Source organism: Parvularcula maris (genome assembly GCF_024505085.1).
In the GTDB taxonomy this organism is placed as follows: domain Bacteria; phylum Pseudomonadota; class Alphaproteobacteria; order Caulobacterales; family Parvularculaceae; genus Parvularcula; species Parvularcula maris.
Genome location: NZ_JANIBC010000009.1, coordinates 59,821 through 78,460 on the forward strand (window position 1 = coordinate 59,821; position 18,640 = coordinate 78,460).

21 protein-coding genes and 1 tRNA gene are annotated in these 18,640 nt (G+C 65.8%); 10 read left to right on the plus strand and 12 right to left on the minus strand.

The features are described 5' to 3' along the window. Nucleotides 1–10: 10 nt before the first annotated feature. Nucleotides 11–445 carry a DUF1761 domain-containing protein gene (locus NOG11_RS10950; protein WP_256619803.1) on the minus strand — a complete coding sequence of 145 codons (435 nt, stop codon included), beginning with the start codon at nt 443–445 and terminating at the stop codon, nt 11–13. 90 nt (nt 446–535) lie between these two features. Between NOG11_RS10950 and NOG11_RS10955 the strand changes: the two genes are divergently transcribed. The 6 genes from NOG11_RS10955 (at nt 536) to NOG11_RS10980 (ending at nt 5,871) form a co-directional block, all read left to right on the plus strand. Continuing rightward, nucleotides 536–1,081 (plus strand): biliverdin-producing heme oxygenase, encoded by a 546-nt coding sequence (locus NOG11_RS10955; RefSeq protein ID WP_256619804.1) that lies wholly within the window; start codon nt 536–538, stop codon nt 1,079–1,081. 302 nt (nt 1,082–1,383) lie between these two features. Beyond that, nucleotides 1,384–3,243, plus strand: coding sequence for an ABC transporter ATP-binding protein (locus NOG11_RS10960; RefSeq protein WP_370468272.1), 1,860 nt, complete (start codon nt 1,384–1,386; stop codon nt 3,241–3,243). 35 nt (nt 3,244–3,278) lie between these two features. Continuing rightward, entirely contained in the window at nt 3,279–4,067 is a 789-nt protein-coding gene (locus NOG11_RS10965) for a polysaccharide deacetylase family protein (protein WP_256619806.1), read from the plus strand. Nucleotides 4,068–4,146: 79 nt separating this feature from the next. After that, nucleotides 4,147–4,222 (plus strand) — tRNA-Ala (locus tag NOG11_RS10970). A gap of 329 nt (nt 4,223–4,551) precedes the next feature. After that, complete coding sequence (locus NOG11_RS10975; protein ID WP_256619807.1) at nt 4,552–4,938, plus strand: helix-turn-helix domain-containing protein; 387 nt, start codon at nt 4,552–4,554, stop codon at nt 4,936–4,938. A gap of 120 nt (nt 4,939–5,058) precedes the next feature. Then, nucleotides 5,059–5,871, plus strand: coding sequence for an inositol monophosphatase family protein (locus NOG11_RS10980; RefSeq protein WP_256619808.1), 813 nt, complete (start codon nt 5,059–5,061; stop codon nt 5,869–5,871). Between the two features lie 47 nt (nt 5,872–5,918). Here the strand turns inward: NOG11_RS10980 and NOG11_RS10985 are convergent, their stop codons facing one another. The 3 genes from NOG11_RS10985 to NOG11_RS10995 form a co-directional block, all read right to left on the minus strand. Continuing rightward, nucleotides 5,919–7,670, minus strand: coding sequence for a peptide MFS transporter (locus NOG11_RS10985; protein WP_256619809.1), 1,752 nt, complete (start codon nt 7,668–7,670; stop codon nt 5,919–5,921). An 88-nt stretch (nt 7,671–7,758) separates the two neighbouring features. Beyond that, nucleotides 7,759–8,391, minus strand: coding sequence for an exopolysaccharide biosynthesis protein (locus NOG11_RS10990; RefSeq protein ID WP_256619810.1), 633 nt, complete (start codon nt 8,389–8,391; stop codon nt 7,759–7,761). Between the two features lie 112 nt (nt 8,392–8,503). Beyond that, the gene (locus tag NOG11_RS10995) at nt 8,504–9,985 is read right to left on the minus strand and encodes a winged helix-turn-helix domain-containing protein (RefSeq protein WP_256619811.1); all 1,482 of its coding nucleotides are present in this window, start codon (nt 9,983–9,985) and stop codon (nt 8,504–8,506) included. A gap of 249 nt (nt 9,986–10,234) precedes the next feature. Here NOG11_RS10995 and NOG11_RS11000 point away from each other — a divergent pair, with 249 nt between their 5' ends. Beyond that, nucleotides 10,235–10,564, plus strand: a complete 330-nt coding sequence (locus NOG11_RS11000) for a UrcA family protein (protein ID WP_256619812.1) — start codon at nt 10,235–10,237, stop codon at nt 10,562–10,564. A gap of 88 nt (nt 10,565–10,652) precedes the next feature. Here NOG11_RS11000 and ftsZ read toward each other — a convergent pair whose 3' ends face one another. Then, complete coding sequence (ftsZ, locus tag NOG11_RS11005; RefSeq protein WP_256619813.1) at nt 10,653–12,047, minus strand: cell division protein FtsZ; 1,395 nt, start codon at nt 12,045–12,047, stop codon at nt 10,653–10,655. Nucleotides 12,048–12,168: 121 nt separating this feature from the next. Then, a complete protein-coding gene (locus NOG11_RS11010) occupies nt 12,169–13,107 on the minus strand; it encodes a DUF5996 family protein (RefSeq protein WP_256619814.1) in 939 nt (312 codons plus the stop codon). Nucleotides 13,108–13,196: 89 nt separating this feature from the next. Between NOG11_RS11010 and NOG11_RS11015 the strand changes: the two genes are divergently transcribed. After that, a complete protein-coding gene (locus NOG11_RS11015; RefSeq protein WP_256619815.1) occupies nt 13,197–13,883 on the plus strand; it encodes a nitroreductase family protein in 687 nt (228 codons plus the stop codon). 47 nt (nt 13,884–13,930) lie between these two features. Here the strand turns inward: NOG11_RS11015 and NOG11_RS11020 are convergent, their stop codons facing one another. The 4 genes from NOG11_RS11020 to NOG11_RS11035 are packed head-to-tail and all read right to left on the minus strand — an operon-like array spanning nt 13,931 to nt 15,345. Then, on the minus strand, nt 13,931–14,221 hold the full coding sequence (locus NOG11_RS11020; protein WP_256619816.1) for a GNAT family N-acetyltransferase: 291 nt from the start codon (nt 14,219–14,221) through the stop codon (nt 13,931–13,933). Beyond that, nucleotides 14,218–14,493 (minus strand): GNAT family N-acetyltransferase, encoded by a 276-nt coding sequence (locus NOG11_RS11025; RefSeq protein ID WP_256619817.1) that lies wholly within the window; start codon nt 14,491–14,493, stop codon nt 14,218–14,220. The genes NOG11_RS11020 and NOG11_RS11025 overlap by 4 nt, the downstream gene beginning before the upstream one ends. Then, nucleotides 14,468–14,935: a VOC family protein gene (locus NOG11_RS11030; protein WP_256619818.1), complete on the minus strand. Its 468-nt coding sequence runs from the start codon at nt 14,933–14,935 to the stop codon at nt 14,468–14,470. Before NOG11_RS11030 ends, NOG11_RS11025 begins: the two co-directional genes overlap by 26 nt. Next, the gene (locus NOG11_RS11035) at nt 14,932–15,345 is read right to left on the minus strand and encodes an OmpA family protein (RefSeq protein ID WP_256619819.1); all 414 of its coding nucleotides are present in this window, start codon (nt 15,343–15,345) and stop codon (nt 14,932–14,934) included. The genes NOG11_RS11030 and NOG11_RS11035 overlap by 4 nt, the downstream gene beginning before the upstream one ends. Before the next feature lie 156 nt (nt 15,346–15,501). Between NOG11_RS11035 and NOG11_RS11040 the strand changes: the two genes are divergently transcribed. After that, nucleotides 15,502–15,837 (plus strand): DUF3140 domain-containing protein, encoded by a 336-nt coding sequence (locus tag NOG11_RS11040; protein ID WP_370468273.1) that lies wholly within the window; start codon nt 15,502–15,504, stop codon nt 15,835–15,837. Nucleotides 15,838–15,848: 11 nt separating this feature from the next. Here the strand turns inward: NOG11_RS11040 and NOG11_RS11045 are convergent, their stop codons facing one another. After that, the gene (locus NOG11_RS11045) at nt 15,849–16,880 is read right to left on the minus strand and encodes an alpha/beta fold hydrolase (protein WP_256619821.1); all 1,032 of its coding nucleotides are present in this window, start codon (nt 16,878–16,880) and stop codon (nt 15,849–15,851) included. A 145-nt stretch (nt 16,881–17,025) separates the two neighbouring features. Between NOG11_RS11045 and NOG11_RS11050 the strand changes: the two genes are divergently transcribed. After that, nucleotides 17,026–17,436 carry a hypothetical protein gene (locus NOG11_RS11050; RefSeq protein WP_256619822.1) on the plus strand — a complete coding sequence of 137 codons (411 nt, stop codon included), beginning with the start codon at nt 17,026–17,028 and terminating at the stop codon, nt 17,434–17,436. A gap of 3 nt (nt 17,437–17,439) precedes the next feature. Here NOG11_RS11050 and NOG11_RS11055 read toward each other — a convergent pair whose 3' ends face one another. Beyond that, nucleotides 17,440–18,492, minus strand: coding sequence for an enoyl-CoA hydratase/isomerase family protein (locus NOG11_RS11055; protein ID WP_256619823.1), 1,053 nt, complete (start codon nt 18,490–18,492; stop codon nt 17,440–17,442). Between the last annotated feature and the right edge of the window lie 148 nt (nt 18,493–18,640).

Below are 18,640 nucleotides of genomic sequence, written 5' to 3' on the forward strand. Positions count from 1 at the left end.
CGCACCAACTTCAAGCCCCCGGCGGTGCTTTCAGGCCCAAACCCTGAAGCACGGCAACCTGGAGGAGAAAGACGCCCAGCCAATGCCCGCCGTCGATGAAAGTCAGCCGCCAGGGCAGCATCTGGTAGCGGTGGTTCACGATCATCGTCGGCATGACGAAGCTCGACCAGAGGATCAGCGCCGTACCGAAAGCCATGGTCCAGGCACCCGCCTCGGGCGGCGCCAGGATCAGCGCGCCCGCCATCACCGCGGCGATCCAGAACTCGGCCAGAAACGCGATCAGGAAGGGCAGCCAGGGGCGCTTGGCCCCCTTGATCCGGTCCTCGGTCAGACCCGCTGCGCCCATCCACGGCTTGGACAGCAGCATGTACCAGCCTGCGCCGAAGGCGAAGGACGCCGCCGTCGCTGCCGCAATCGGCAACAGGTTGAGAATGATGTACTCCAAACCGCTCTCCTGACCGGGGCTTGGCCTCTTCGTCCCGTATGAACAGAAAACCTAGTGACAGGCGCGCCACGGTCATCCATTCCGTCACCCATGGCCGACCGAGCCCCCTCCCTTCGCTTCCTCCTGAAGCAGCAGACCGCTGAAACCCATCAGAAAACCGACGACGCGCTCTCCCTCTTGGAGTTGGGAACACCCCAGGGGCTGGCCGGTTTCCTAAGGACGCATGCCAGAGCTCTCGGGGTGATCGAGCCGTTTCTGCAGGCCGATGGCCGCTACCCCGCCCCGCCCCGGCTGGGGCTCCTGCGCGAGGATCTGGCAGCGCTGGGAGCATCCATGCCAGGCGCGAGCCTCGCCGCCCTACCCCCCGATACCCACCCTTTGGGGGTCGCCTATGTCATCGCAGGCTCGGCCCTCGGGACGGAGGTGCTGCGCCGCCGCTGGCTCGATGAGGGCACGGAGGAGACACGGGTCGCGTACCGGTTTCTCAGCGACGACCGCATGAAGGGCTACTGGGGACGGGTGCTTACTGCGCTCGGCGAAGCCCAGCCCTCCGAAGACGAGGTCGAGAAGATCGTGGAGGGGGCGGAGGCGGCGTTCGGCATCTATCAGCAGGCGATCGAAGAGGCGGTCGGGTGACGTCCTGTCACCTTTCCAACATCTCCGACGTGTGAAGGTGGATGCCGTCGTCATCCCGGCCGAAGCGAAGAGTAGAGCCGGGACCCATGGACCTTCTGGTTCAAACAGGTGCAGGCGTTTGGTCCATGGGTCCCGGATAAGCCTGACGGCTTTCCGGGATGACGGTGTTCGAGCATCAGGGAGTCGCCCCCTCACCCCCACGTGAGCGTCTGGACAGCTTTTCCCTCTGGTCAAGGTCCCGTCCTTCCCATATTCGGTCCGGCTGCCCTTCCGCCAAACGGGCAGCTTGGAAGGTCACCATGTTGTTCCGCACATTCGAAGGCTTCGTCGATCCGCTGAAGCACGAGGCCCCCTCCCGCCCGCCGGAGAAGCTGGCCTCCTTCGTATGGCACTACGCGAAGCCGTTCCGCTGGCTGTTCGTCGCCACCATCTGCACCTCGATCGTCATCGCCTTTCTGGAGGTCTTCGCCTTCGAGCGGATCGGGCATCTGATCGACCTCGCTACGCAGAGCGGTCCCGATACCTTCTTCGATGAGCACCGCGGCGAGCTGATCGTCGTCCTCCTGCTGATCGGTGCGCTCTGGCCGCTTCTGCATCTCGCCGACGAGCTGAGCCTGCTCCAGGGCATCATGGGCAACATGCCTATGTCGATCCGCTGGCGGGGGCACCGCTACCTCCTGCGCCAATCGCAAAGCTTCTTCGCCGACGAGTTCGCTGGCCGCATCTCCACCAAGCTGATGCAGACCGCCCTCGGCGTGCGCGAGACGGCGGTGAAGATCACGAACCTAGGCGTCTGGGGCCTCGTCTATTTCGGCTCGGCCTTCGCGCTGTTCTTCGCGGCGGACTGGCGGCTGGCCGTGCCCTTAGGCATCTGGCTGGTTCTCTACTTCGCTGCCGGACGCTACTTTCTGCCCAAGCTCGCGGCGATCTCGAAGAGGCAGTCCGACGACCGATCGGTCCTCACGGGCCGCATCGTCGATGCGTACACGAACATCTCCACCGTCAAGCTCTTCTCGACCGGACCAGCGGAGGATGCCTATGCGCGCGAAGGGATGAGGCGGATGCTGGGCTCGGTCTACCCGCAGATGCGGCTCGCCACCCAGCTCTCCATGACCCTCCACACCCTCAACGGCATGATGATCGCCGCCACGCTCGGCCTGGGCCTCGCTCTCTGGGCGAACCCCGCCGCCGGGCTCAGCATCGGCGCGGTGGCGTTCGCCTCGACCCTGGCGCTCAGGCTTCAGGGCATCAGCCACTACTTCCTGTGGGAGGTGGCGAACCTCTTCGAGAACATCGGCATGGCCCAGGACGGGATGGAGACGCTCACCCGGCCTCTGACCGTGACCGACCAGTCTGGCAACAAGCTCGCGGCCAAGAAGGGCGAGATCGTCTTCGACGACGTCACCTTCCACTACGGCAAGGACCGGCACGTGATCGACGACCTCTCCTTCTCCATCAGACCCGGTGAGAAAGTGGGCCTTGTGGGCCGCTCCGGCGCGGGCAAGTCCACCATCGTCAATTTGCTGCTGCGCCTCCACGATGTCGAAGGCGGCCGTGTGCTGATCGACGGACAGAACGTAGCCGAGGTGACCCAAGACTCGCTCCGTAGCCAGATCGGTGTGGTCACCCAGGACACCTCCCTCATGCACCGCTCGATCCGCGAGAACATCGCCTACGGACGGCCCGAAGCCAGCGAGGAGGAGATCCTTGCCGCTGCCAAGAAGGCCGAGGCCTGGGACTTCATCCAGGACCTCGAGGACAACAAAGGCCGAAGAGGTCTCGACGCCCATGTGGGCGAGCGCGGGGTCAAGCTCTCCGGCGGCCAGCGCCAGCGCATCGCCATCGCGCGGGTGATCCTCAAGGACGCCCCCATCCTCATCCTCGACGAGGCCACCTCGGCCCTCGACAGCGAGGTGGAGGCAGCCGTGCAGGGCCGGATGGACGAGCTGATGGCGGGCAAGACCGTCATCGCCATCGCCCACCGCCTCTCCACCATCGCCGCGATGGACCGCCTGATCATCCTCGACAAAGGCGAGATCATCGAGGAAGGTCGCCATGACGAGCTGGTGGCCGCTGGCGGCCTCTACGCCTCGCTGTGGCAGCGCCAGTCCGGCGGCTTCATCGCAGGCGCCGACGCGGAGCCGGAGCTAGAAGACGCCTGAGGGCAGCACGAACGAGAGGGTCGGCGGAGGACAGGATGAGGCGCACCTTGGGCATCGTCCTTATCCTTGCCTTCGGCATTCTTCTCTCCGCAAGTTCCTGTGAGAGCATTCAGCGCGCAGCCCTTCCCTTCGGGCGAGCCGCGAGCCCGGAGGTCGTCTTCACCCTGCCCACCGATGGGGAGGAGATCGTCTACCTCACCATCGACGATGGCCCCTCGGAGCTGACCGGCGAGATGCTGGCCCTCCTCGCCGAGCACCAGGCGACAGCAACCTTCTTTCTTCACACGGATCATATCACCGATCCTGCGGTGCTGAGCCGGATGGCCTCGGAAGGACATAATCTCGGTAACCACATGCCCTCCGACCGGGACTGGTCCGTTGTCGACGAGGCTGCCTTCCGCGAGGCTTTCGTCCGTAGTCACTGTCTTCTGGCGAAGGAGGGTGACGCTTACGCGGGCTGGTTCCGGCCGCCGCTTGGCCGGTACAAGGAGGAGGTGATGGGTCCGGTGCTCGGCGATGCCGGGCTCTCCGAGCAGCGCGCCCATTTCATGCTGGCCTCCTACCTGCCCTGGGACGCGGGCGGCGCCACGGAGACCCCGACGCCGCTCTTCAACCGCCATGTCGCCGCCCGCTACGGAGACGGGCTCGGCAGGACCGTCCAGGCGGGAGACATCGTCGTCTTCCACGACGGACCGCGCCTCACCCGGACCAGGAACAGCCTGATCAGCCTCGAGCGTTTTCTCGATCATCTCGACCGTCGCGGCCTCGTGGCCCAGGCATTGCCCCCGGCGGACTTCGACAGAGGTTTCTGCCACGAGCCTTGAGGCAAAAATCTGCCGAAAAGCGCTTGCATCGGCAAAAGCCCCTCGGTATTCAGCCGCTTCCGATCCCAAACGGGACAACGGGGCTATAGCTCAATTGGTAGAGCGCTTGCATGGCATGCAAGAGGTCGGCGGTTCGATTCCGCCTAGCTCCACCATTTTTTTGATCTCACGGCGCGTGGCGCCTCCGATGGGGCGGCGCAGGGGCGCCGGGCACCCGGTTGGGTGCCTTCCCGTTCCGCCGTTGGTTTGCCGGGAACATTCATCGCCATTGCGCTTCCCTCACCCTGATAGGGAGAGGTGCCCGAAGGGCGGAGGGGGACCGTCAATTAGCGAAGTCCTTTGTTGCTACTCCCCTCCATCAGCTTTGCTGACACCTCCCCTAAAGGGAAGGAGGCATGCAAACCGCCCCTTCCCCATCCGGCACAGCTTTGGGTGGCACGAGGTCTGCATCTGCACTCCCGTCTAGGAAACGGAGTGACGGTTCATGCCGCATCAAGTCGATCTCCATGTCGGGCAAAGGCTGCGTCAGCGCCGCTGCCTTCTCGGCATGACCCAGCAGAAGCTCGCCGATGCGGTGGGCATCAAGTTTCAGCAGATCCAGAAATACGAGAGCGGCGCGAACCGCATCTCCGCCTCCCGCCTGTGGGTCATCGCCCGCTCGCTGGAGGTGCCGGTCAGCTACTTCTTCGAAGGCATGACCGACGAGGAGCGCGCCCTTCATACCGGTGAGACCGAGGACGGCATGATCGCCCCCGAAGTCCTTCAGCAGAAGGAAACGATCGACCTTATCCGCGCCTACTACAACCTGAAAGAGGAGCCGCGTCGGCGGTTCCTGGACCTCGCGAAAACCCTGGCCGACACGGCTGCGTAGGTTTTCGCCGGGAGCTGGCCGTCGCCCCTGATGACGGCCAGCGAGGGGGAGAGGCCTCGCACGGCGCGTATTGCCGTGCGAGGCCTTGATTTTTTCACGCTAGCGTTATCTGCCCCGGTCATGGACAGTTCCTCTCTTCTCCGTTTCGCCGGTGAGCTCGCCGACACCGCTGCACGCATCACGATGCAGCACTTCAGGACGCCTCTCTCCGTCGAGAACAAGTTTGCCGACGGCTTCGACCCCGTCACCGCCGCCGACCGCGAGGCGGAGCGGGCCTTGCGTGCCAAGATCGCTGCGCGCTTCCCCGGCCACGGCATTCGCGGGGAGGAGTTTCCCGAAACCCACGGCAGCGAGCCATACCGCTGGGTCCTCGACCCGGTGGACGGCACGAGGGCTTTCATCTGCGGTGTGCCGGTCTGGACCACCCTCATCGGGCTCGAGCACCAGGGCCGCCCGGTTCTAGGCGTGATCGACCAGCCCTGCCTGAAGGAGCGCTGGGTCGGCTATCACGGTAAGGACGGCGAGACCGAGCTGACCGTGCAGGGCTTTCACAACGGGGGCACCTCCGACGTGGAGCGGCTGAAAGAGGCCAAGATGATGGTCACCGACATACGCGCCGACGCCTATTTCACCGAAGACGAGGCCGCCGCCGTCGGTGCGCTGGCTAGGCAGGTCCGCCTTCTTCGCCAGGGTCTCGACAGCTACGGCTTCGGCCTCGTGGCGGGCGGGCAGATGGACCTTGTGGTCGAGGCAGGCCTCCACTGGCACGACATCGCCGCCGTCATCCCGGTGATCGAAGCGGCCGGCGGCGTCGTCACCGACTGGCAAGGTGCCCCGGTTCGGGACAATGGCGGCGGTGGCGGCACACTCCAGGTCATCGTCGCCGCCACCCCTGCCTTGGCCGAGGCAGCCGGTGAAGCACTCCGAACATGAAAACGCCGCCCCGAGGGGCGGCGCTTTTACTGTACCTGGTCCAGGCCTTAGTGGATGCCGGCCATCCAGCGCTTGAGCAGCGGGGTCAGCAGCAGCACGACACCGGCTACGGCAAGGCCGAGGTGACCCGCCATCATGAAGGTGTCGGCATAGGCTTCAAGCTGCGCCTGGCTGTCGGTCACCACGCCGCCGACGGTCTCTGTCGAACTCCAGCGGGCGATGATGCCGCCGAGATTATGACCCAGTGACGAGGATAGGAACCACGCCCCCATCATCACACCGACCACGCTGGGCGCGGACAGCTTGGTGATCATCGACAGACCCACTGGCGACAACGACAGCTCACCCGTTGAGTGAAGCAGATAGGCGCCTGCGATGAAGACGAACGGCACGAGGTAGCGCACGCCCGCAGCGCTCTCCACCGGGCTGGCGAAGGAGCTGATGCCCCAGACCAGGAGATAGAAGCCGAGGGCCACCTGCGCGATGCCCAGCGAGAACTTCACCGGGGTGGAGGGCTCCATGCCGCGCCGCGCCAAGAACATCCAAGCCCAGGCGAAGACGGGGCCGAGGAGGATGATATAGAACGGGTTGAGGAAGCCGACCTGTGCCGCATTGAGGAAGCTGGGAAGCGCTGAGTTGTTCGAGGCATAGAGCGTCAGCGAGGTGCCTGCCTGCTCGAACAGTGCCCAGAACATGACCGAGGCGAAGGTGAGGATGACCGCCACCATCATTCGGCTGCGGATCTCAGCCTTGAAGGCGACGAACGCAAACACCAGCAAACCGATATAAAGGATCGGCCCACCATAGAGCAGCACGGTCGACAGGAACTCGTCCCGTTGAATGAGGAGGTAGATCGGCGCCAAGGCGACGATCCCGCCGATCCAGGTCGCTGCGACCATGGCGCCCTTCAGCGTGATGGGCGGCTCGCCGCGACCCATGAGAAGCGGTTTGCCCAGCACGAAGACCAGAAGTCCGAGCGCCATGCCGATACCCGCGGCCCCGAAGCCCGCACCCCAGCCGTATCTCACGGCCAGCCAGCCGCAGAGAATATACGCGGCAAAGGAGCCTGTATTGATGCCGATGTAGAAGATCGTGAAGCCCGGATCGCGCCGCGGATCCTTCTCGCCATAAAGCTTCCCGACCATGGTCGAGATGTTCGCCTTGAGGAAGCCGACGCCGACCACGATGAGCGATAGCGCCAGGAACAGGATGTTCACATAGGTCTGCTGCTGCTCGACCACCTCCTCGTAAGAGCCGCGCTCGATCAGTGACGGAGCGTCGCCCTCGCCGCCGACTTCGATGCCGCTCGACGTGTAGGTCAGCGGACGAAGCTCCTCGCCGTCACGCAGGAACGAGCGCGCCTCGCTCATCCGGCCTTCCGTTACGACCTCGAAGCGCTGCCCCGCCGTCTCGATGAATGAGGTGGAGCCTGCGCCCTCGAACGCCATCAAGCCGTGCCCGGCGGTAAGGAAGATCGCACCGATCAGCACCGCCCTGCGCGGGCCGAGAAAGCGGTCGGCGATCAGCCCGCCGATGACCGGGGTGAGGTAGACCAGCGAGCCGTAGGCCGCGTAGATGCCCTGGGCCTTGTCCTGACTGAACAGGAAGTGCTGCACGAGGTAGAGGACGAGCAGCGAGCGCATTCCGTAGAAGGAGAACCGCTCCCACATCTCCGCGAAAAAGAGAATCGCTAGGCCCTTGGGATGCCCTAGAAAGCCCTTGTCGTCGGTGAGGTCAACGAGACCTCCCGCCGCTTCCGTGTTCTCGCCTACGGTACGGTCCGCGGTCGTTTCTGACATGGATGTCCTCTGCCCTGGTCGATCAAAGCCGCGACACTAGAGTGCTCCTTGCGGCTTGGAAAGCCCGGCCCTGCCCTTCGGCGCTACTTTATAGCAGCTTGGCCGCCGCCTCCGTAATCTTCCCCCATGGCACCATGAACACCGTCACGTAGAAGGCGGCGGCGGTGATGGTCCAGCCGATGATCATCATCAGCCCGTCCCTCGCCGTCAGTGCCACGCCGAAGAAGACGAGCGCGGCGCCTGGGATGGCGACCAGGCTGACGAACTCAAGGGGGATCATCAGGCCAGCGTGGATCAAGGCGGCTACACCAACAAAACGCGACATCAGCTTGCCGGTGGCGAAGCTCATCCGCTCCCTGAACAGCCGGTCGATGCGAGAGAGCCACGGTGACATCCTCTCACGAGCCTTCTCGAGCTTCGCACGCTCGAAACTGATTCGCCGCAGACGAGCAGGAACCCAGACCCGCTCCTTGCCGACGATGAACTGAACCGCATAGAGCGCTAGTACGGCACCGAGGACGATCGGCACCCCCGGCACAGCGCCGATCGGCGGAAACAGCGCCAGGAGTCCGAAGAGAATCAGCATCGGCCCGAGGCTCTGCGCACCGAAGGCGTCGATAATGTCGCCCACCGTCGTCTTCTCATCATCGGTCGCCTCGACAGCTTCTTCGAGAATACTCTCGAGAGGGGCAACGTCGCTCTGTTCCGGGGCTGCGCTCATGGAATGCTGACACGCCCCGCTCTCAGTAGTTCTCTGGTTCAGGCCCCCGCAAACCGCCGACGTGAACCGAACGTCTCCGCCTTCGCCTGAGCGGAACTGACAGGGACTCACGCTACCTATTAGGCACAGGTTCCAAACCGGACGAAGCCAGCGGGTGGGCGGGGTCGGATCTTCCTATCCGCCTCAGCACGGCGCTGGCCTCGGTGGGCTCCCCCTGCTCCCGGAGCTCTTCGGCTCTGATGGCCCTGGCAAGGTTCGTCAGGGGACCTTTGCCCAAGGTCGCGTCGCGGAGAAGCGCTTCGCGCTCGGACGGGTCTCGGCTGTCCGCCTGGCCGGTCACGATGGTTGCGAGCGCCAGGGTCGGCTCGTCCTTCGGCCTTGCGATCTCCGCGGCCTGGTTCATGGACCGCTCGATCAGGCGCGCCGGGCGGCGGCCACCCTCCGCTTCGCTCCATAGCGTATGGGAGATGGCGTGGACCGCCCAGACCGAAGCGTTGTCGGCGGCGATGTCGATAAGGGCTTCGGCGGCTTCCACATGGGCTAGGCCATCGGGGTCGCGCCTCGCCGCCGCGCAGTAGCGCAGCGCCGCCGGCATGAAGCGCGAGGTCATGTCGTAGACATCGAACCCCTTGATGGCGCAGCCTGGCACCGCCGCTGCGCTCCCCACGATCTCCCGCGCGAGGGCTCCCGTATCCCCTTCGGGGGCGGTGTGCCGCCCTGTCCAGAGGACCTCTCCGGTCCTCGCGTTGAGAAGCTCCACCGTCGAGGCCAGGGTCCGATCCTGCTGCTCCGAAACGCGGATGATCAGGTGGAGCCCGGCCTGCTCGGCGTTCTGGCCGTAATCGAGACCGTTGGCCATCATCGCCACCGGAAGGCGTTCGCGTATCGACGCTTCCATCGCCGCACCGGGCTGCGTCTCGGGCAGCGTCAGCTCGGCGATCGCCAGACGCCGCTCGGTTCGGCCATGACCCTCGGTCCGCCCGACCACGAAGATCGTGGTGATCGCGCCTGCCACCACGGTGAGCAGGACGACCGCCCCGATCACCTTGAGGAGGGTGGAGCCGGTATAGGCCACCACCCGGCCGAGCGGCCAGGATTCCGCAGCGCTAGAGGCTTTCGAAACCGGCTCGGGGTCGTCTTCGGTTTCCGGTGAGAAGCCGGCCGGCTCGGGCGGAGCGGCAGCCTCAGCCAGAGGTTCCGGCCTAGCTTCCTCGGCTGTTCTTTCCACCGGCGGCTCGTCCGGTTCGGGCAGGGCATCGGAGACCTCGACCGTCAGACAGTAGCCGCGTTTGGGGACCGTCTCGATATAGGTTGCCGTGTCGTGGGTGCGGAACGCCTTGCGAAGCAGGGAGACGGCCCTCGTCAGGCTCTCGTCCGAGCCGATCCTGGTGCCCCACACGTCATCGAGGAGAACGCCCCGCGGCAGGACCTCGCCTGGGCTCTCCGCGAACCGGGCCAGAAGGTCGGCCACTTTCGGCTCCAGGAGCAGCTCCTGCTGATCGGCGAACAGGGCGTTGCGGCTGCGGTCGAAGACGAAACCGCCGATCCGGAGACACACTCCCTGCCCTGCCGTCTTGGTCGCTTCTTCGCTCACCGCCGCATCTCTCCCTTCCCAGCCGGTAGTTGAGGGTGCCCGCGCGACAATACCAGTCTCTTTCGCCCATCAGGGCCGTGATGGTGAGGTGATGTTCTTCCGATGACCACCCTCATCCTCCCATCATCCCTTTGTTACCATTGGCGGATTACAGGCATCAGAAGAACATCCGTGAGACCACGGCGCCCCATCGGGTCGCAACGCCGGGGGGCCCTCAAATCAGATGGGTCGCAACGATGGAACCCGATGATGACCAGGAACTTCACCCGCAAAGCCCGCTCCGCCCTCAGTGCCGCCGCCGCGGTGGTAGCCTTGAGCGGCCTGGCCCACGCCGACGGCTCGGTCTGGACCTTCTCCTTTCCCTACAAGGTGAGCGAGCTCTCCACGGAGGAGGGACGCGCCGATCTGCTCGAGCGGCTTGAGGAGGAAGCGGTCGCCTTCTGCCGCAAGGGCCGAAGCCACGACTACCCGGAGAGAATGATCGAGGAGTGCAGCGAGAAGCATGTCGAGGCGGTGCTGACCGATCTCGAAGCCCGCGACGGAGGCTCCGAACTGATCATGCTGGCCACTCGTCAGTAGTTCGAGCCCCTCTTAAGGACACCCGACAAAAGAAAGGCCGGGCGGCAGGATGTTCTGCCGCCCGGCCTTCGATGTCGGTTTGCCTTGCCTACTGGCGGCGAAGGAAGGCGGGCACTTCCACCTCGTCCTCCTCGTCCGTCAGGGGACGGGCGGAGGGAAGGCGGCGTGTCTGGGCCGGAAGCTGTTCCTTGTTGCCTTTGAACGCTTCGCGCAGGACGCCCATGGCCGTCTCCAAGGTGGAGGGCTGGCGGCCGCCGCGGAACGGGTTCGGGCGAGGCGCCATCTGCGCCGCCGTGCTGGTCTGTGGGGCCGGGTCCTCGGTGAGGATACGGCGGATGCGCTCATGCACCTCGCCGACCGGGTTTTCCGGCTGGGCGATCTCGACCTGCAGGGCCGGGCTCGGCAGCGGGCTGAGGGCCGCCGCGGGCTGCTGCACAGGCTGAGGGGCGGGAGCGGGCACAGGCGCTGCCTGCTGCACCGGAGCCGGGCGGCTGATCTCGGCGGTGGTGGTGACCTCGACGCCGTCAATGCCGGTGGCGACGACGGAGACGCGGATCGTGCCCTGAAGGTCCTGGTCGAAGGTCGAGCCGACGATGATGTTGGCCTCGGGATCGACCTCGTTGCGCACGGCGTTGGCCGCCTCGTCCACCTCGAAGAGCTTCATGTCGAGCCCGCCGGTGATGTTGATGAGAACGCCCTTCGCGCCCTTTAGCGACATCTCGTCGAGGAGAGGGTTGGAGATGGCGGCGGCAGCGGCGACCGAAGCGCGGCTGTCGCCCGTGGCCTCGCCGGTGCCCATCATGGCCTTGCCCATCTCGCTCATCACCGTGCGGACGTCCGCGAAGTCGAGGTTGATGTGGCCGGGGACGATCATCAGGTCGGTGATGCCCTTGACGCCGGAGTGCAGCACCTCGTCGGCCATGGCGAAGGCGTCGGCGAAGGTGGTGTTCTCATCGGCCAGGCGGAAGAGGTTCTGGTTGGGGATGATGAGCAGCGTGTCGACATGGCGGCCGAGCTCCTCGATCCCTTCCTCGGCGATGCGCATGCGCCGCGCGCCTTCGAAGGCGAAGGGCTTGGTGACGACGCCCACGGTCAGGATGCCGAGGTCACGGGCCGCCTTGGCGATGACAGGAGCTGCGCCGGTGCCGGTGCCGCCGCCCATGCCTGCGGTGATGAAGAGCATGTTGGCGCCTTCGAGCGCCGTCATCAGGTCCTCGAGGCTCTCCTCGGCCGCCGCCTCGCCGATCTGAGGCCGCGAGCCCGCGCCGAGTCCTTGGGTCACGCCGGTGCCGAGCTGAATCTTGTTCTCGGCCTTGTTGAGACCGACCGCCTGGGCGTCGGTGTTGGCGCAGACGAAGGTGACGCCGTCGAGCTCGCTCTCGATCATGTTGTTGACCGCGTTGCCGCCGGCCCCGCCCACGCCGATCACGACGATCTTGGGCTTCAGCTCATCGGCGGCGGAGGCGGAGAGGTTGAGCGGCATGGCGGCGATCCCTGACGGCTTGAATGGCAGGGTTAAAACATCGGTGACGAGGGTTAGCGGGTGGTTAACGCCGGTAAGGAATAGGCAGCGAAGCTTAGCGAATTATGGCTTTTAGGGTCCTTCACCCCACCTGGCGAGGCACGCGGGGCCTGCCGATCGCGCATTCGAGGGACGACCGGTCCCAGTCTGCGGTGACAGCAGCGGCCTCATAGGTCGACTGCAGGAAATCGAGCAGCGCCGATTCGGGGTCTTCGGCCCGGCGGACCGCTTCGTAGGGTAGCACGAACTCGCCCAGCTTCTCGTCGAACCGGGCAGCTTCGGGGTGGACAGGCTGGCGGTCGAAGCCTTCGGCGGCGGGGTAGGCGTAGCTGTAGAACATGGCTTCCTCGACGCCCCCGCCCCCCGGCCAGAAGCCTGCCGAGCTGACCTCGTGGCTGTAGGCTTCTCTGGTAACGGCGTCGGGCAGGTTGGGGACGCCCCCCGGATGAAGCGGCGCGGACCTGCCGGAGAAGCGGGTCACGGCGAGATCGAACGACCCCCAGAAGAGATGCACCGGGCTGACCTTCCCAAGATACGCCGTACGGAAACGCTCGAAGACCCCCGCGACCGAGAGAAGCGCGCGGTGGAAACGCTGAACCGCCTCGCGGTCATAGGGACGTTCCGCGGTATCTTCGGCGAAGGGTGTCGCGTCGGGCAGCTCGTTGGGGGCGCCGTGCATGACGGGCCTGCCCCCTGCCCTGACGATCAAATCTTCGGTCCTGGTCAGGAACGCCGCGATGCTCATGGGCTCCAGCGGGAAGGAGAGCTCTTCCCCCGTCATGTTCTCGGCAGTGACGAGGTGCCGCTTGAAGTCGAGGCCGAGGGTGATCGTCGCCTCACCGTCATGGACCGGCCCCGTGGTCAGCCCCGATGGCACCGGGTAGAGCGTCGCGTGCCAGGAATGGTTCACCCACGGCGTGTGGGCTAGGCGGTACTTGCCCAGGATCTGACACTGGAGGTGAAGCGCCGCGGCGGTCTCCTTCCAGTCGGTGTAGGGAATGGCGGGCCAGCGCTCGGTCATGGTCTCTCCTCTCGCCCCTCCACCGGCTTGCCGCAAAAGCAGGCGGCGGTCACTGGCTCGGGCTGCACAGAAGCGTTAGAGCACCGGCCATGTCAGAGGCTCCCCACGTTCCGCTCGCCAGCCTTCCCCCCGCTCCGCGCCACGCCAGCGAGGAGGAGGCCGTCGCCGCCGCCCGCGCCTTTACCGAGACCATGCGGACACGGCACACGATCAGGGACTTCTCCTCCGAAGCTGTCCCGCGCGCGCTGATCGAGGAGGCGGTCAAGACAGCCGGAACGGCGCCGTCAGGGGCCAACCACCAGCCCTGGTTCTTCGCCGTCGTCGAGAGCGCCGAGATGAAACGGCGCATCCGGGAAGCGGCGGAGGAAGAGGAGCGCGCCTTCTACGGCGGCAAGGCGGGGGAGGAGTGGCTGGACGCCCTCGCCCCCATCGGCACGGACGCCGACAAGCCGTTCCTCGAGCACGCCCCCTACCTCATCGTATGCTTCGCCCAGAAACGCGGCGGTGTGGAAGCCGGTGACGACCGCAAGAACTACTACGTGACCGAGAGCGCAGGCCTCGCCTGCGGCATGCTGCTGACCTCGCTGCACCTCTCGGGGCTAGCCACCCTCACCCATACACCGAACCCGATGAAGTTTCTCGGCGAGGCGCTGGGCCGTCCGGCTACGGAGAAGGCGCTGATGATCGTGGTGGTGGGTCGGCCCGCCGCAGATGCCGGGGTGCCGGAGCACGCGCTGAAGAAGAAGGCGCTCGGCGACATCATGAAGATGTACTGAGCCCCATAAGGTCTTGGGGCTGGACCGAGCGAGCACCAGCTCGCTGCCTACTGCAGCACGTCCTGCCACTCTTGGTGCTTCTCGATCTGCCGCTTGGCGAAGGGGCAGAGGGGGAGGATCTTGCGGCCCTCGGCGCGGGCGTCCTCGACGCCTCGCTGGACGAGGGCTTCCCCGACGCCCCTGCCGCGCAAACCCTCGGGCACACCCGTATGGTCGATGATGATGAGCTTCTCGCCTGCCCGGCTGTAGGTCATCTCTGCCGTGTGACCGTCCAGCGTCACCGCGTAGCGGCCCTTGCTGTCGTCTTCTCGGCGCGTGATCTCCAGCGTGCCCGTCATGCCAGGACGTCCTGCCATTCGGGGCGGCGAGCCATTTTGATCCGGGCGAAGGAGCAGAGGGGCCGAAGCTTCTCGCCGCGGCTGCGGGCCTGTTCCACGGCGTGTTGCACCAGGGCGCTGCCGACGCCCTGGCCCTCCAGGGGGCGGGGTACGCCGACATGGTCGATGACGAGGATATCGCCGTCCTTCAGGAAGGTCAGCTTGGCAGTGTGGCCGTCGACCTCCGTGGTGTAGCGGCCGAAGCCGTTACCTTCTTCCCGGTGAAACTCCATCGGCCGACTCCCGCAACTCCTTGGCGAAGACCATCCTGTCCTCGCGGAAGGCCTTGAACTCGAGAGCGTTGCCGGCGGGGTCCAGGACGAACATGGTCGCCTGCTCGCCGGCCTGACCCTCGAACCGGATATAGGGGTCGATGATGAACTTCGCGCCTGCCGCCTGCAGGCGATCACGCAGGTGTTCCCATTCTTTCCAAGGCAGGATCAGGCCGAAATGGCGCACGGGCACGCCGTGGCCGTCGACCTCGCCCGTCCTGGCGGCGCGGCACTCTTCGGGGGAGTAGTGCGCGACGATCTGGTGGCCGTAGAGGTCGAAGTCGATCCAGTGGCCCGGATCCTCCCGCCCCTCCGGGCATTCCAGCGTGCCGCCGTAGAAACCGCGTGCGGCTTCGAGGTCGTCGACGGGAAAGGCGAGGTGGAAGCGCGGCCTCGCCGTCACGGCGAGAGAAACTCGATCACCGCCCGGCGGTTGAGAGGCTCGCGGCGCTCGTCCTCGTGCTTCCGAGCGGGCTGGGTCTCTCCGGCGCTGCCGAGCGCGAGTTCGGACCTAGTGAAGCCTGCCTGGGACAGGACTTCGGCGACCGCTTCGGCGCGCTGCAGCCCGTCATGGTAGTTCTTGTCTTCCGGTCCGGCCTTGTCGGTGTGACCGACGATCTTGGCGCGGGTGTAGCCCGCCGCCCGCGCGCGCTCCCCCATCTCGGTGACCAGCAGCCTGCCTGCCGAGCCGAGGTCCAACCGGCCATAGTCGAAATAGACGGTGGTGTTGAAGTCAGCGGCGGCGAAGGTCGTCTCCTCCTCCACCGGCGGGTTCAGCATCAAGGCCATGGCGGCCATCACAGCGGTCAACATCGCGGCTCCTCTCGACCCAGCCTGTCGCGAGTTCGTGAAGCTCAGGTTCATGCGAGGATGACTGAAAGTCAACGCCGCGTGATGACGGAAGGCCGCATTCTCGGAACGATGGACGGCCCCGCCCCCTTCCCTCCCCGCAACATCGAGGAGGAACCGATGGCGAAAGACCGCGATACCGTTTGGGACGAGTGGGGCGAGCTTGTGAACATGGCCCCGAAGGAGCTCGAGGAGTGGCTCGAGACGGACGAGTCGAAGGAGGTCGGCGCCGATTCAGGTGACGGCGAGAGCAAGGGCCACAAATCCGGCGAGCGGATCGTCAAGATCAAGCGCACCAACAAGGACGACCTCTCGGACGACCAGTGGGAGCACATGGGCAAGGTGGTCGGCTACATCAAACGCCACAAGGCCCAGGGCGGGCCGGACGGCGACGTCGAAGACAGCGACTGGCGCTACAGCCTGATGAATTGGGGCCACGACCCGATGAAGGACTAGGGTCCGGACCCTTAGAACTCCGACGCGGCCAAGGCGGCGGGCGCAACGGCCACCGACTGGGACGGCACGTGGTCGCCTTCGGTGAACCGCACCAGCATCTCCAAGGCAGACGGGGACCGCCCGATAGGGTCGCCCCCGCTATTGCGGACCACCACCATGCTCCGCTGCTTCTTGAAGTACCGCGTGAGGCGCCGGGCCGGTTTGGCGTCCGGGTTGTCCGGGGTGGTGCCGGTCAGAACCAGCATGTCCGGCAGGCGCCCCCTCCCCATCCACGGTATAGCGGGGAGCCAGTCCGCGCGGGGGAGCTTGAGCCGCGCCGTCTCGCCATTGGCGGCCAGCATGGTGGGCAGGCCTTCGAGAAGGTCCGTATGGCTCTCCGCCCTCCCCTCGACGACCGGCGAGAGAAGCGCTGCCCGCTCGAACAGCTTGGGCTGGCGGGCCACGGCGAGCATGGCCGAAGGCGCTGCGGAACCGTCGGCCAGGAGCACGACCCTGCCCCCCAATGCCGTCACCGCGGCGCTGATATCGTCGGCGATGGCGTCCCTCGTATAGCCGCCCGTGTCGTAGCCAGCCGTGCGCCAGTAGGCGAGGCACTGGTCCGCGGCGCGCTTCGAGCTTCCGGGCTCGGCTCCGTAGAAGGAGCGGCAGCTCGGCGCACCGGCCGACCATCCGCGGGCCCTGGGGTCAAGCACCACGACGTCGTTTCTCGCCCGCAGCGCCTCGATCAAATCCCAGCGCCGCTCGATGAACTCGTTGCCGGTATCGCCGTCGACGCTGGCAAGAATGAGGACCGGCGGTCTGCCGGAGGGGGAGGCGGCGGGCAGCCTGAGAAGCTGAAGCGGAAGAAGACGCGAGCTGAGCGCGCGGCGGTTCTCGTGTACCCATAGAGTAATCGTCTGGGTCGGCATGCTACCGCCCGGGCCAGCATAGAGCGTGTCCCGGCGGTCCACCGAGTGAAACGGCTCTTTCTTGCCGAGCAGTGCTGCGTCGCTGGTCCCGATCACCAGCATGAGCACCGTGAGAATGGCCACTGCCCTGAACATGTCCGATCTTGTTCTGCGTTTATCCTATGACAATGCCCCTGAAGACCGGCCCCGGGCCAGCCCTTTCGGCAGCCTTCCCGCAAAGCTTTCGTTCGGTGTGTGTTTTATGCCATAGGCCCGAAACACTTGGTAAAGGAGCGAGCAGATGGTTTGGATCGGTAGGATCGTGGCGGCGCTCGCCATTCTGGTGGCGCTCCCCTTCCACGCGATCGCCCCGGCAGTGAAGCTGATCGGGCCGTTCAACGCCAACCTCTACGAGATGCTAGTGGGGGCCGACCCCCTGGTGACGAGCTTCGTCGATGCGGGCTGGCTGCCCTCCATGCTGCTTCTCGTTTCCACCCTCGCACTGATCGGAGCCCTTATCGGCGTGCTGCGCGGCGAGCGCTTCGCCGCCGGCCTTATCGTGGTGGCGGCAGTGTTCGACGCGCTCGGCCTCTATTTCTCCGCCACCATGGGTTATGTCGGCCTGGTGTTCAGCATAGGGCAGATCGTCATGCTGGGCCTCGCCATGGTGGTGCTGTGGCTCCTGGTGCGCGGCGTGACGAGTGAGGACTAGGCCTCAGCCCAGCCGAAGATCGCCGCCCTCGGGCTCCTGGAAGTAGCGGTCCAGCATCTCCTCCGTGACCTCGCCTAGGGAATCCGGCTGCCATTTCGGATCGCGGTCCTTGTCGATGATCTGCGCACGGACGCCCTCGTGGAAATCCGGGCCTTCGAGAAGGCGCGAGGTGACGCGGAACTCACGGGTGATGCATTCAGAGAAGCTACCCGGCGCGCCGTTCAGGAGGCGGACGGTCAGCTCCTGACTAGTGGGACTGCCGGGAGCCATCAGCTTGAGGCACCGAGCCGCGAAATCGCTGCCGTCCGCCCTCAAGGCTTCGGTCAGCTTCTCGGCGCTTTGGACGGAAGAGAACAGGCGGTCGATATCGCCGCGCTGGGCGCTGAGATCGCTATCCACTCTCACATGGAAACCGCCCAGGACGCTGTCGATCGCAGCCAGCACGTCGCCTGAGAGATCGGTGCCGATCAGGGCCTCGCGCAGCTCCCCTGTCCGCTCCGCCTCGACGAGGTGTGTCGCCACCCCCGCTGCCACGCAGGCACCGCCGTCGAGCCTCGCCCCCGTCAGGCCGAGATAGAGCGGCAGCCCACCTTCAAGCTTCGGCAGCACGTAGCTTGCGCCCACATCGGGCACGAGACCGATGCCGCATTCCGGCATGGCCCACAGGGTGTTCGTGGTGGCGATCCGGCGGTCGGCCATGGCCGAGACGCCCACGCCCCCGCCCATGCAGATGCCGTCGATCAGCGCGATATAGGGCTTGTCGTAGCCCGCGATCAGATCGTTCAGTCTGTACTCTGTACGAAAGAAGGTCGCTGCCTCCACAGGGTCTTCTTTCGCGGTGGTCGCCAGCCAGCGGATATCGCCCCCCGCGCAGAAGGCCCGCTCACCCTCCCCCTCGATCAGCACCGCGCGGACACCGTCGTCCCCGGCCCAGCCGCGGAGCTGGCTGTCCATCGCTGCGCACATGGCGGCGGTGAGGCTGTTCAGGGCTTTCGGTCGGGCCAGCGTGACGACGCCAAAAGCGCCTTCGCGGGAGAAACGGATGTCATCGGTCATGGGGCGGGGTTAGCGGGGGTTGGTGACGGGGGCTAGCCTCCCCTTCAGGAGAGGTGGCAGCGAAGCTGACGGAGGGGCTTCGCAGCCGGTTCACTGCAGGTGAAAGATTTGGTCCGGGGGGACCAAATCTAGGCGAAGAAGGCCACGG

Excerpts from the sequence above, each read along its gene's own strand:
- NOG11_RS11045 (WP_256619821.1), bottom strand. The coding sequence starts at position 16,880 with ATGTTCAGGGCAGTGGCCATTCTCACGGTGCTCATGCTGGTGATCGGG.
- NOG11_RS10955 (WP_256619804.1), top strand. The coding sequence starts at position 536 with ATGGCCGACCGAGCCCCCTCCCTTCGCTTCCTCCTGAAGCAGCAGACC.
- NOG11_RS11035 (WP_256619819.1), bottom strand. The coding sequence starts at position 15,345 with ATGTTGACCGCTGTGATGGCCGCCATGGCCTTGATGCTGAACCCGCCG.
- NOG11_RS11025 (WP_256619817.1), bottom strand. The coding sequence starts at position 14,493 with ATGGAGTTTCACCGGGAAGAAGGTAACGGCTTCGGCCGCTACACCACG.
- NOG11_RS10980 (WP_256619808.1), top strand. The coding sequence starts at position 5,059 with ATGGACAGTTCCTCTCTTCTCCGTTTCGCCGGTGAGCTCGCCGACACC.
- NOG11_RS11000 (WP_256619812.1), top strand. The coding sequence starts at position 10,235 with ATGACCAGGAACTTCACCCGCAAAGCCCGCTCCGCCCTCAGTGCCGCC.
- NOG11_RS11020 (WP_256619816.1), bottom strand. The coding sequence starts at position 14,221 with ATGACGGGCACGCTGGAGATCACGCGCCGAGAAGACGACAGCAAGGGC.
- NOG11_RS10990 (WP_256619810.1), bottom strand. The coding sequence starts at position 8,391 with ATGAGCGCAGCCCCGGAACAGAGCGACGTTGCCCCTCTCGAGAGTATT.
- NOG11_RS10985 (WP_256619809.1), bottom strand. The coding sequence starts at position 7,670 with ATGTCAGAAACGACCGCGGACCGTACCGTAGGCGAGAACACGGAAGCG.
- NOG11_RS10975 (WP_256619807.1), top strand. The coding sequence starts at position 4,552 with ATGCCGCATCAAGTCGATCTCCATGTCGGGCAAAGGCTGCGTCAGCGC.
- NOG11_RS11050 (WP_256619822.1), top strand. The coding sequence starts at position 17,026 with ATGGTTTGGATCGGTAGGATCGTGGCGGCGCTCGCCATTCTGGTGGCG.
- ftsZ (WP_256619813.1), bottom strand. The coding sequence starts at position 12,047 with ATGCCGCTCAACCTCTCCGCCTCCGCCGCCGATGAGCTGAAGCCCAAG.
- NOG11_RS11010 (WP_256619814.1), bottom strand. The coding sequence starts at position 13,107 with ATGACCGAGCGCTGGCCCGCCATTCCCTACACCGACTGGAAGGAGACC.
- NOG11_RS11040 (WP_370468273.1), top strand. The coding sequence starts at position 15,502 with ATGGCGAAAGACCGCGATACCGTTTGGGACGAGTGGGGCGAGCTTGTG.
- NOG11_RS11015 (WP_256619815.1), top strand. The coding sequence starts at position 13,197 with ATGTCAGAGGCTCCCCACGTTCCGCTCGCCAGCCTTCCCCCCGCTCCG.
- NOG11_RS11055 (WP_256619823.1), bottom strand. The coding sequence starts at position 18,492 with ATGACCGATGACATCCGTTTCTCCCGCGAAGGCGCTTTTGGCGTCGTC.
- NOG11_RS10965 (WP_256619806.1), top strand. The coding sequence starts at position 3,279 with ATGAGGCGCACCTTGGGCATCGTCCTTATCCTTGCCTTCGGCATTCTT.